12 protein-coding genes are annotated in these 12,660 nt (G+C 35.3%); all 12 read left to right on the top strand.

What is annotated here, in order from left to right:
• The first annotated feature begins 13 nt into the window (after window positions 1-13).
• Window positions 14-1,861 (top strand): motility associated factor glycosyltransferase family protein, encoded by a 1,848-nt coding sequence (locus tag FR7_RS04280; protein WP_269085749.1) that lies wholly within the window; start codon window positions 14-16, stop codon window positions 1,859-1,861.
• The gene (gene fliS / locus FR7_RS04285) at window positions 1,851-2,237 is read left to right on the top strand and encodes a flagellar export chaperone FliS (RefSeq protein WP_007952251.1); all 387 of its coding nucleotides are present in this window, start codon (window positions 1,851-1,853) and stop codon (window positions 2,235-2,237) included. Before FR7_RS04280 ends, fliS begins: the two co-directional genes overlap by 11 nt.
• Before the next feature lie 12 nt (window positions 2,238-2,249).
• Window positions 2,250-2,636, top strand: coding sequence for a flagellar protein FliT (locus FR7_RS04290; RefSeq protein ID WP_007952254.1), 387 nt, complete (start codon window positions 2,250-2,252; stop codon window positions 2,634-2,636).
• Window positions 2,637-2,691: 55 nt separating this feature from the next.
• Window positions 2,692-3,675 carry a UDP-N-acetylglucosamine 4,6-dehydratase (inverting) gene (gene pseB / locus FR7_RS04295; protein ID WP_007952255.1) on the top strand — a complete coding sequence of 328 codons (984 nt, stop codon included), beginning with the start codon at window positions 2,692-2,694 and terminating at the stop codon, window positions 3,673-3,675.
• Window positions 3,676-4,839 carry a UDP-4-amino-4,6-dideoxy-N-acetyl-beta-L-altrosamine transaminase gene (pseC, locus tag FR7_RS04300; protein WP_007952262.1) on the top strand — a complete coding sequence of 388 codons (1,164 nt, stop codon included), beginning with the start codon at window positions 3,676-3,678 and terminating at the stop codon, window positions 4,837-4,839. It begins immediately after the preceding gene.
• Window positions 4,836-5,564, top strand: a complete 729-nt coding sequence (locus tag FR7_RS04305) for a cytidylyltransferase domain-containing protein (protein ID WP_007952263.1) — start codon at window positions 4,836-4,838, stop codon at window positions 5,562-5,564. The genes pseC and FR7_RS04305 overlap by 4 nt, the downstream gene beginning before the upstream one ends.
• Before the next feature lie 36 nt (window positions 5,565-5,600).
• Window positions 5,601-6,377: a glucose-1-phosphate cytidylyltransferase gene (gene rfbF / locus FR7_RS04310; protein WP_007952264.1), complete on the top strand. Its 777-nt coding sequence runs from the start codon at window positions 5,601-5,603 to the stop codon at window positions 6,375-6,377.
• An 11-nt stretch (window positions 6,378-6,388) separates the two neighbouring features.
• Window positions 6,389-7,459 (top strand): CDP-glucose 4,6-dehydratase, encoded by a 1,071-nt coding sequence (gene rfbG / locus FR7_RS04315; RefSeq protein WP_007952265.1) that lies wholly within the window; start codon window positions 6,389-6,391, stop codon window positions 7,457-7,459.
• An 18-nt stretch (window positions 7,460-7,477) separates the two neighbouring features.
• A complete protein-coding gene (rfbH, locus tag FR7_RS04320) occupies window positions 7,478-8,827 on the top strand; it encodes a lipopolysaccharide biosynthesis protein RfbH (RefSeq protein WP_007952266.1) in 1,350 nt (449 codons plus the stop codon).
• Window positions 8,824-9,714 (top strand): NAD-dependent epimerase/dehydratase family protein, encoded by an 891-nt coding sequence (locus FR7_RS04325; RefSeq protein WP_007952267.1) that lies wholly within the window; start codon window positions 8,824-8,826, stop codon window positions 9,712-9,714. Before rfbH ends, FR7_RS04325 begins: the two co-directional genes overlap by 4 nt.
• A 101-nt stretch (window positions 9,715-9,815) precedes the next feature.
• On the top strand, window positions 9,816-11,015 hold the full coding sequence (locus tag FR7_RS04330; RefSeq protein ID WP_007952268.1) for a glycosyltransferase family 2 protein: 1,200 nt from the start codon (window positions 9,816-9,818) through the stop codon (window positions 11,013-11,015).
• A gap of 465 nt (window positions 11,016-11,480) precedes the next feature.
• Window positions 11,481-12,617, top strand: a complete 1,137-nt coding sequence (locus FR7_RS04340; RefSeq protein WP_007952271.1) for a glycosyltransferase family 8 protein — start codon at window positions 11,481-11,483, stop codon at window positions 12,615-12,617.
• Window positions 12,618-12,660: the final 43 nt, after the last annotated feature.

Consider the following 12,660-nt stretch of genomic DNA (forward strand, 5'->3'; position numbering starts at 1 on the left):
TGTGATACAAAAAGTGCAAGATTCATGGGAAGAACAGAACTGGAAAATTTATAAGGAACGTTATGGGATTGAACGTACTGCTAAGATGCCCGATTATAAGCATATTGAGATTGTAGATAGTCGCGTAGGGATGCCGACAGCAAAGGTGATGGCGTCCAACGGTAAATGGATTTTCTTACACAGCTCTGTGGATCCTATTAAAGAAGCGCAGAAAAATGCGAGTACAGTTTCTACTGAGCCAGGAAAATTTATTATTGTTTATGGATTCGCTTTAGGATACTTAGTAGAGGCGTTATTAGAAATAGTAGATAAGAAAAATCTGTTATTTATCATTGAACCTGACTATGATTTGTTTTGTGCAGTTATGGCGAGCAGAGATTTGCGTCATTTGCTAGGAAATGAAAACATATATATTTTGGTAGCTGATTCTATATCAAGAGTTAATAACACTTTTTTTACAATTTATAATGAGGTTAAATATAACCAAATTATCATGACTGGATTATTGGGACATCAGACCGTTTATTCTGATTTTTATCAGCAGTCAATGAAAAGTGTAAAAGATATTGTGAATAGTAAAGTGATTAATATAGCAACGATGATGAAGATAGGACCTAATCTAATAGCAAATTCACTATTAAACTTATCTGTTTATTGTAGAAATCCAGGTATCTCTTCTTTATTTAATCAGTTAAAGGATTTGCCGGTTATTATTGTAGCAGCAGGACCATCGTTAAACAAAAATATTCACTTACTAAAGGAAGCAAAGGGGAGGGCTGCTATTTTTGCTGTGGGGACGGCGGTTAAGGCATTAAATAAATGGGGAATTGAACCGGATTTTATTTTTAGTGTTGATCCTCAACGTTTGAATTATGATCTGCATTTTAAAGGAGCAAATACGGCAGGTGCTGTTCTGGTTTCTGAAATACAGTCTCATCCGATGATCTTTGAAAATCATCAAGGACCTATATTTGTATCAGGACATATGCCAATAATCAATTGGTTTGGCGATAGTATTGAAAGGAAGGGGTTAATTGAAAGCGGAGGATCAGTGGCTAATAATGCATTTGTAGTAGCTCATAAAATGGGCGCTAATCCAATTATTTTAGTAGGACAAGATTTAGCATACGCTCGTGATGGACATACTCATGCTACTGGAACGAACTATGAAAACAACAAATATACTGGTGGTAAAAATCAGGATTATTTTGATGTAAAGGCTAATGATGGTGGAAAAATTCTTACAGATCGGGCTTTCTATCAATTTCTTCATTTCTTTGAAACTTGGATCGAAAAATATCCTGAATGTAAATATATAAATGCAACAGAAGGTGGTGCGTTTATTCAAGGTACAACCCTTATGAAATTACAAGAAGTACTAGATCAATATTGCCAGGAACCAATCGAAATACAGGAAATGATCAAAACAGCACAAGATTCTTTCTGTGCACCTAATAAGGAACAAATATTAGAAAAACTCGAATTACGTTTGATAGATACGAGAGGAACTATTGCTGAAGCAAACAAAGCTCTTAAGCATCTGATGCAGTTGGAAAAAGCTTGTGACAATAGGCAAGGGAAAAAAATGCAGCAACATCTAAAGGCAGTTAGTAAAATATACGAAAAATTTGAGAAGGATCAGCAGATACGTGAAATAGCTGAATGGTTTGTCCAAAAAGAACTATATGGTGTTTTTGCTCGAACTCATGAGGCAGAACGTTCAGAAACTGATGAATATAGCCATGCAATAGCGGATTATTCTCTTTATTATAGAAAAATTATCGAAGCAGCAAAATCACTGGCAGATCTGATTCAACAATCCATGGATAAATTTAGGAGGAAAATAGATAATGATTGCTAATCCTTATGATCACTATAAGCGTGTTCAAGTAGAAACGGCAAGCCAGGGACGATTAATTCTAATGCTTTATGCCGGGGCTTTGAAGAATTTGCGTAATGCCCAAAACTACATTCAGCAAAAGGATGTAAGTGGAGCGCATCGTATGCTAATGAAAACCCAGGATATTATTAAGGAGTTAAATATAACGTTAAATATGAATGCGGGTGAGATTTCTAATAACCTGCGTAATTTGTATTTGTATATGTTGCAACGTTTGGTTGAAGCCAATGTTAATAAGGATGCAGAAAAGATTGAAGAAGTCATAGAACTGTTAACTACATTAAAAGAAGCGTGGGATGCCGTGATTTTAAAAAATAAGCCAGTAACTGCGCCTTAATGGAGGATGAAAATGCGACAGGAAGAAAATGAACTACTTTTTATAAAACATTGCCGTAATTTGCAACAATTATCCCTTCAGCAGTTGCATGCAATCAAAGAAGAAAAGATAGATATTATTAATGAATTAGCGATTCAAAAACAAATTATCATTGATGGTATTGTGGCTCTGCAGGAGAAGTTTAATATAGAGCAATGTGAGCTGGGAGATAAGGCAAGTATGAAGGAGTTATTGCAGAAAATTGCTGACAGTGAAAATGAAAGTCAACAAATAGTACGTGAACGTTGTACAAGCATCAGTAAGGAGATGCTAGCAAATCGCAAAGAACTTAATATTCAGCAAGCATATGAAGATCGTCCTTATCAAGAACATGGAAATATGTTAAATATAATAAAATAATACATTGTGATTTTTAAATCCCATGTACGTGAGAAAATGGACAGAGGTGAAATTCGTGTTTACTAATAAATCGATATTAATCACTGGGGGGACAGGTTCCTTTGGTAAGTGTTGTATTAAAACGATATTGGAGCGGTATACTCCTAAACGTTTAATTGTCTTTTCCCGTGATGAATTGAAGCAATATGAAATGCAGCAAGAGTTTAATGCATCGTGCATGAGATATTTTTTAGGTGATGTGAGAGATGGAGAACGATTAAAACAAGCCATGCGAGGGGTAGAATTTGTGATTCATGCCGCGGCACTAAAACAAGTTCCCGCTGCTGAATATAATCCTATGGAATGTGTCAAAACCAATATAAACGGTGCGGAAAATGTAATTAAGGCAGCCCTTGAGACTGGAGTAGAAAAGGTAATTGCCTTGTCGACAGATAAAGCAGCAAATCCTATCAACCTCTATGGTGCAACGAAGCTGGTTTCCGACAAACTGTTTGTAGCAGCTAATAATATTGCAGGTGGACATGATACGCGTTTCGCAGTTGTTCGCTATGGGAACGTTCTCGGATCCCGCGGTTCAGTTGTGCCTTTTTTTCGGAAATTAATAGCAGAAGGTATAACAGAAATGCCTGTTACAGACCTTCGTATGACACGATTTTGGATCACGTTACCTCAGGGAGTTGAATTCGTCCTGCAATCTTTTAAAAGAATGCATGGTGGGGAAATTTTCGTACCTAAAATTCCTTCAAGTCTTATTTCGGATTTAGCTAGGGCTATTGGACCCAAATTACCGATCAAAGAGATTGGAATTCGTCCAGGAGAAAAATTGCATGAAATCATGTGTCCGGTTGATGATTCTCATTTGACATTGGAATTTAAAGATCATTATGTCATTCGCCCGTCTATTACCTTTGTGACCCCGGTTGATTACACGACCAATGCTATAGGCGAAAAAGGACATTATGTGGAACAAGGATTTGAATATAATTCCGGTACCAATCCGCAAATTTTATCTGTGAAAGAGTTACAGGAGATGATCTAAATGAAAAGCATTCCCTATGGTAGACAAGATGTTAATCAAGCTGATATCGAAGCTGTTATTGAAGTACTGCGATCCGATTGGTTAACCCAGGGACCTACTCTTGAGCGGTTTGAGCAGAAAGTAGCTGAGTATTGTGGTGCCAAGTATGCGGTAGCTGTAAATAGTGCTACGTCTGCTTTACATATTGCTTGCATGGCGGCTGGTCTTGGACTAAATGATATATTGTGGACATCGCCCAATACTTTTGTTGCCTCGGCAAATTGTGGTCGTTATTGCGGGGCAGTAGTGGATTTTGTGGATATTGATTTTCGCACTTATAATATGAGTGTTGAAAAGCTGGAACAAAAATTAGCCTTGGCTAAAGAACAGCACAAGCTACCTAAAGTCGTCATTCCAGTACATTTTTCTGGGCAATCTTGCGAAATGGACAGAATCTCCATACTTGCTAAAGAATATGGTTTTACGGTAATTGAGGACGCATCACATGCCATTGGTAGTCGTTATAAAGGTCAAGAGGTAGGTTGTGGTGCATATTCTGACATGACTATATTCAGTTTTCACCCTGTGAAAATTGTTACCACCGCTGAAGGCGGAATGGTATTAACTAATAAACAAGAGCTTTATGAAAGATTAATCCAATTTCGTAGTCATGGCATTACCAGGAAACAAGAACTGATGACAGAAGAAGCTCATGGTTCTTGGTATTATCAACAGCTTGACTTAGGCTATAACTATCGCATGACAGATATTCAGGCAGCGTTAGGACTTAGCCAAATGGATCGGTTAGATGAATTTGTAATGAGGCGGCAAGGGATAGCAGAAAAATATAATGAAAAACTACAGGGCTTACCCATCGTATTACCATGGCAGCATCCAGATACTTATTCAGCGTATCATTTATATGTAATTTGTTTAGAGGAAGATAAAATAACAAAAACTCATAAACGGGTATTTGAAGAATTACGCCAAGCCGGAATTGGTGTGAATCTGCACTATATACCTGTACATACTCAGCCTTATTACCGTGAATTAGGTTTTGATTGGGGAGACTTTCCGGTTAGTGAGTATTATTACCAAACTGCAATTAGCATTCCTATGTATTCGGCTATGACGGACGCGGATCAAGATTATGTTATTAAAACTCTTAAAGAGGTTTTACTATGAAAACGGTAATTATTGTACAGGCAAGAATGACGTCAACACGTCTACCGGGGAAAGTACTAAAAACTGTTTTAGATAAGCCTTTATTGGAATACCAAATAGAACGTCTTCGAAGAATAAAATTAGCAGATGAAATTGTTATTGCGATAACTACTAATGATACAGATCAACCGATTGTTGATTTTTGCAACCGACTTGATCTCCCTTTTTTTCGTGGATCGGAAGAAGACGTACTCTCTAGGTATTATGGGGCGGCTGTGGAACATAGTGCTGATGTAGTGGTTCGAGTTACATCAGATTGTCCAGTCATTGATCCGGTATTAAGTGATGGAGTGATTGACTTTTTTTTTAAACCGCAAAATGATTATGACTATTTGCGGTTGTTTCAATATCCTCGAGGACTAGATACGGAGGTTTTTACCTTCAAGGCCTTAGAGGAATCTTATTTTGAGGCAAAGAAACAACCTGAAAGGGAGCATGTTACTCCGTTTCTTTATAGGCATCCAGAACGGTATAAGGTAAAATACATGACCCCTCTTGAAGATTATAGTCATCATAGATGGACGGTGGATACACCAGAAGATTTTGAACTGATAAAACGGATTATTGAGGAGTTGTATCCTGTTAAGAAAATGTTTGATTTTGTCGATATAATAAAAGTAATTCAAAGAAATCCAGAGTGGTATTATATTAATGATGGAGTGCGGCAGAAAGAATATGGAGAATAATAGAATTCTCATATAGTTTGAAAGGCTGTGTATAGGATGAAAGTAGTAATACTTGCGGGTGGTTTTGGTACACGTATTAGTGAAGAATCCCATTTAAAACCAAAGCCGATGGTGGAAATTGGTGGACGTCCAATTCTCTGGCATATTATGAAAATATATTCTTATTATGGATTTAATGATTTTGTTATTTGTTTAGGTTATAAAGGATATTGCATTAAAGAATATTTTGCCCATTATTTTTTGCATGAAGCAGATGTGACATTTGACTTTACAGTGCCAAATCAGCAAATTATTCATAATCATCATGCTGAACCATGGAAAGTCACCTTGGTGGATACTGGATTAGAGACAATGACTGGAGGACGAGTAAAACGTATACAACCATATATCGGAAATGAATCCTTTATGCTTACCTATGGTGATGGAGTAAGTAATGTAGACATTGGTAGTTTAGTCGAATTTCATAAATCCCATGGGAAATTTGCAACTGTTACTTCTGTTCAGCCCTCAGGGCGTTTTGGTGCGATTGAGATGACTGCTGGAAATGTGGTACAGGGATTCCAAGAAAAACCTCAAGGAGACGGTGGCTGGATTAACGGCGGGTTCTTTGTGTTAACGCCTAAAGTATTTGATTACATTAAAGATAATAGTACTTTTTTTGAACGCGAACCTATGGAGAACCTAGCAAAAGATAATCAGTTACTTGCCTATAAGCATGATGGTTTCTGGCAACCTATGGATACTATACGTGACAAAGAAAATCTGGAAAGCTTATGGCAGAATAATAAAGCGCCATGGAAAATATGGGAATAGGTGCTTATAAAATGATAGATAAAAGATTTTGGCAAGGAAGAAGAGTCTTTATTACTGGGCATACTGGCTTTAAAGGATCTTGGCTCTGTTTATGGTTAAGCGCATTAGGTGCAGAAGTTACTGGATATGCCTTGCAGCCACCCACTGAACCTAGTCTATTTGAGTTGTGTAAGGTTGATGAACTGGTAAAATCGATTATTGGTGATGTGCGTGATGGTGAGAAATTAGCTAAAGTTATGTCAAAGGCTGATCCAGAGATCGTTATACATATGGCTGCGCAGGCGTTAGTAGGAGATTCCTATAGAAATCCTGTAGATACTTATGCTATTAATGTAATGGGGACTGTTAATGTATTGGAAGCCGTACGGACATCTAACGGTGTAGAAGCGGTAATTAATGTGACAACCGACAAATGTTATGAAAATAAAGAATGGGTATGGGGTTATCGAGAAAATGAGCCGATGGGTGGATATGATCCTTACTCCAGTAGTAAGGGGTGTTCTGAATTGGTGACTTCTTCTTATCGGAACTCTTTTTTTAGCCCTAATGAATATGAAAAACATGGTATTGGTATAGCTTCAGCCAGAGCTGGTAATGTCATTGGTGGCGGTGACTGGGCTAAAAATCGTTTGATACCTGATTGTATAAATTTTCTTTTAAAGAATGAAAAGATTAGGATTCGTAATCCTCATTCCATACGTCCTTGGCAACACGTACTAGAGCCTCTTAGTGGATATTTACTATTGGCGCAAAGATTATATGAGGATGGAGCATCTTTTGCCGAAGGCTGGAATTTTGGTCCTAATGACAGTGATGCGCAATCAGTAGAGTGGGTCGTTAAGAAAATGTGCGAGGAATGGGGAGGCTATGCATCTTATGAAGTAGATAAAGGTAACCACCCTCATGAAGCTCGTTATTTAAAGTTGGATTGTTCCAAAGCAAAAATGAAACTCCTTTGGCAACCTAGTTGGAATTTAGAACAGGCATTGGAGAAAATCATTGAATGGGTTCATGCCTATCAAGCAAAGGCTGATATGCGAGAATTTTGCTTGCAACAAATACGAGAATACATGAAATCATAATGTGAGGTATAGGGTAGTATGAGTGATAATACGAAAATAGAAAAGCAATTAAGACAGCAAGTCATTGAAGCGGCCATTAAGCATTATGAAGTAAAGCATAAAAGAGAAAACAGTTTTAAACCAGGTGATCGTATTTCGTATGGTGGTCGTGTTTTTGATGAAAAAGAGATTATTAATTTAATTGATTCTTCTTTGGATTTCTGGCTAACGACAGGTAAGTATGCTGAAAAATTTGAGAAAGAATTTGCTGAGTTTTTAGGGATAAGGCATTGTTCTTTAGCTAATTCTGGCTCATCGGCTAATCTTTTGGCATTTATGGCACTAACTTCTCATAAGCTTGGTAACCGCAGAATTAAAAAGGGGGATGAAGTCATCACCGTAGCTGCTGCTTTTCCGACAACGGTTGCACCGATTATTCAATATGGGGCGATTCCTGTGTTTGTCGATGTAACATTGCCTACATATAATATTGACATTACGCAATTGGAAGTGGCTTTATCTGATAAAACTAAAGCAGTAATGATTGCCCATACGCTAGGTAATCCTTTTGATTTGCAGACGGTAAAAGATTTTTGCGATGCGCATAATCTATGGTTAATTGAAGATAACTGTGATGCACTGGGAACAAAGTATTTGTATAACGATGATTGGAAATATTCTGGCACAATTGGGCATATTGGCACGTCCAGTTTTTATCCGCCACATCATATGACTATGGGCGAGGGTGGGGCAGTATATACGAATGATACCCAGTTGAAACATATCGTTGAATCTTTTCGGGACTGGGGGCGTGACTGCTGGTGTCCGTCAGGTAAAGATGATACTTGTAAAAATCGGTTTACTCAGCAATTTGGTGAATTGCCTGTAGGATATGATCATAAATATGTGTATTCTCATATAGGATACAACTTAAAAGTGACTGATATGCAGGCTGCAGTTGGGTGTGCCCAACTGGAAAAGTTACCTTTCTTTATTGAAAAGCGCAAAGAGAATTGGAAAATGCTGCGAGAGGGGTTAGATGAATTACAAGATATGTTCATTCTGCCCGAAGCAACAGCTAAATCTCAGCCGAGCTGGTTTGGATTTTTACTAACCGTGAGAGAAGATGCAAATTTTACTCGTGATGAGATAGTAATATATTTAGAGAGAAGTGGTGTACAAACTAGAATGTTGTTTGCGGGCAATTTATTGAGACATCCGTGCTTTGATGAGATGAGAAAAACAAGTGAAGGATATAAAATTATTGGTGATTTAAAGAATACAGATACAATCATGAATCGGACTTTTTGGATAGGAGTCTATCCTGGAATGACAAATGATATGATCATTTATATACTGGAAAAGATAATGGGCTTTGTGAAGATATGAAGATTTTAGTTACAGGAGCAACAGGTTTCTTAGGGAGTAATCTTATAAAGGCATTGTTGAAAAATGGTCATGAGGTCTGTATTTTAAAACGCAGTTTTTCTGATGCTTGGCGAATAAATGAAGTATTATCACAAATTAGTACATATGATATTGATCTATGTGAATTGGAAAAACCATTTAAAGAGCAAGGAAAGATCGATGTAGTCATTCATACAGCAACTTGCTATGGGAGAAAAGGCGAAAATATTAAAAAAATAATTGAAACTAATATACTGTTTCCATTGATGCTGTTAGAAATAGCAAGTTCTTATGGTACAGATGTGTTTATTAATGTTGATACTTTTTTCAACATTAATAATGGTTTGTATAAGTACTTAAATGAGTATGTTTTATCTAAAAAGCACTTTCTGGAATGGGCTAAACAGTTTGCTAATACTGGAAAAATTTGCTTGGTAAATACAAGATTAGAGCATATTTATGGACCTCATGATGATGAGACTAAATTTACAAATTATGTAATAAAAAGTTGTTTAAGGAATGTTTCAGAATTGCAACTAACAGAGGGAGAACAAAAAAGGGATTTCATATATATAGATGATGTAGTTGATGCTTATATGTTATTGATAAAGCAGGAAGGAAATCAAGTTAAGCAATTTCAAGAATATGAAATAGGTAGTGGTCAATCAATTTCAATTCGGACTTTTGTTGAACTCGTTCATACTATCGCAAAATCAAATACTAGATTAAATTTTGGGGCTCTGCCTTATAGAGAAAATGAAATTATGATATCATGTGCCAACACTGGAAAGCTTAGTGGGTTAGGATGGAGAGCCAATGTATCATTAAAAGCTGGGATTAGTGCAATTATAAATGAGGAATTTTTATAATGAACAATTACTTGATCTTAGGTTAAAAAATATTATAAACATGATATTAACATTTTATCTACAGTGTACGTTGTGTAAATAATAAAAAGGGGATTTTCTAAATGCCTAAATTATCAATTTGTATTCCAACCTATAATCGAGCAATAGACTTAAGAAGGTGTCTTGAATCAGTGTTAAGTACTCAAGATAGGGATATTGAGGTTGTTGTGCAAGATAATTGTTCTCCTGATCAGACGGAACAGATTATTAGTTCATTTTGCGACACTAGAATCAAATATTATAAAAATGACAAAAATATTGGAATGGTTTTAAATATAATATCTATTATTGAGAAAGCAACTGGGGATTTTATCTTCTTTTTGACTGATGATGATTGTATGCTACCTGGGAGTATCGCTAAAGTTAAAGCCTTTATAGAGAAAGGGGTTGACTGTTTTACCACGGATGCAATTATGTACTTGGAAAAACAGAAACAAGCGAATACTTATAGTTATTTTAATAGTAATATTATTACTTGTCATGAAGATAAAGAAAAAATCACACAGATATTTTTGTCATCACATATATTATCTAGATGTTGTTTTAAAAGAAATCTAATTGATATTGAATTTTTAAAAGTACATGGTGATAATTGGTACCCTCACATGCTGATAGTACTTTTGTTTTATTTGCGTTCAGCAAGAATAGGATATCTTGCTGAACCAATAGTTATGCACACATGGGAAAATGAGACGTTTTGGGGTGTGTCGCCTTATAATTTTAAAGAGTTACATCAAGGTCAGGTTAATATCATTATGTCAGTGTATCCACAAATTGATGAAGAAATGTTTAATTGCCTAGTCTATAATTTTTCTATAATTAAGGGTTATATTCATGAAGATTTTAATGAAATTTTAACAGTTGAAAAAAAGAAGGAAATATTGTATGAACTAAAAAAGATAGAAATAAAAAAACAAAATAGTGAAGTAAACGCGAGTATATTGAAAATAGCTAATAAAAAAACGTTTATATGGGGTACAGGTAAGGCAGCACAATATTGTTATGATGTATTATTAAAGCGTGGTTTGGGCGAAATAGTCATTGGATTTATTGAGAATAATCCATTAAAGTGGAATAGTTGTTTCAATAAGAAGAAAATATATTCACCTAGTGCCTTGCATGACATAAAAGATACATGTATGGTACTTATAGGGTCAATGTATTATAGTGAAATTGGTATTGAGTTGGAGCAGTTAGGATTTGAGAAGGTAAATGATAAGGTCTTTTTATTAAGAAAGGAAACACGACATAACAATAAATAATAGATTGATTTTATTAATGATAATAACATATCGGCACTTATATGGAAGAACTTCTTAATTGATATAGATCAACTGGAATAAAGGAAGGGAGTGCTTTTTATTGCATGATTTATAAGAAATCGAAGTGAAAAGAAGTTAGTACTATTTGGTGCAAGTGGTTTCGATTGGGATGCATTTGAATGGCTAGCACAATGGATAATTGATGTGGACATTTTTTGTGATAATAATGCGAATAATTGGGATACTGAGGGGTGCTAAAAAAAATATTCAAAGTTATAAGCCCAAATTGGCTATTTGTATTTATCATAGACCAGAAGATATTTTTGAAATCCCACTATATATTAAATCTATTATGCCAGAGTATCAATTGTATTTAGGACATAAACGTTTCTACGATGAGACTGAAACTGTTTGTTATGCGATTTGATGGGGTGCGCATAAATAATGAGGGGGGATTGCTACTTTATGAACAATGATTACAAAAATGATTTTGGTGTAAAAAAAAAGTATCAAGGGGAAGTAATTCATGTTGCTATTTCTATCCACGATCCAATCGGTACATATGCTAAACATGCAGGGGCAACAATAGCCTCAATTTTTGCAAATACTTCAGTGTCAGTGTGCATACATATCCTACATGATGAAACGTTAACCCAAGAGAATAGAAAGAAATTCGAAAAACTATCAGAGAATTTTAATCAGGAAATAAGGTTTCATTTAGTAGTACTTCCCGAAAACATATTATCTTATAAATATGAACGAGTTACTCAAGGAGCATTATTTCGCCTATTACTGCCTGATATATTGACTGAGGAGAAAATAATTTATTTTGACTGTGATGTTATTGTAGATTTAGATATTAATATATTATGGGGTATTTGTATAAAAGGATATCCGCTTGCAGCTGTTAGAGATGGTGGAATATCATATTGGGACGATCAAAAAAAATATCTAACTAAAAAAAATGGTATGCAGATAGAGAAATATTTTAATTCAGGAGTATTGGTTTTAAATTTAAAATATATACGTGAAAATCATTGTCTTGCAAAAGAGGCTTTTGATTTCCTTGAGACACATCAAGAACGTGCATTTCAAGATCAAGATGCATTGAATTTTTTATTTCAAAAAAAATATTTGCCTTTACATGAGGATTTCAACAGTTTTGCAATGGTTAAGGGTGATAAATATGAAAGCGGAAAAATATGGCATTGGGCATGGAATAAACCTTGGGATAGATTTATAAGTATGGTTGATATACTTTATTGGAAATATTTATCACTTACGTCTTGGAGCAGTGATGCCTTTCATTTATTTTCCGTATTGCAATATAGTAATGATGCTGAAAGAAAAATTATTATATTTGGTGCTGGCAGTGCTGGTGAGAAGGTTTGTAGGAATTTGCCAGCGCAAATTGAATATTTTGTAGATAATGGTCAAGCTAAATGGGGTGACTATCTAAATGGAATTCCCATTCGTTCTCCAGAATGTTTGCTTAATGAAGATATAAAAAGTGTAATAATTATTGTTGCAAGTCAATATCACTCTGAAATATCAAAGCAACTTTTAAACATGGGATTTAAAAAATATGTAAACTTTTTGTAACTTAACATATAGAAGTTTTAATAATTAATTATTTAGATAGGAA

The organism is Pelosinus fermentans DSM 17108 (genome assembly GCF_000271485.2).
In the GTDB taxonomy this organism is placed as follows: Bacteria; Bacillota; Negativicutes; order DSM-13327; family DSM-13327; genus Pelosinus; species Pelosinus fermentans.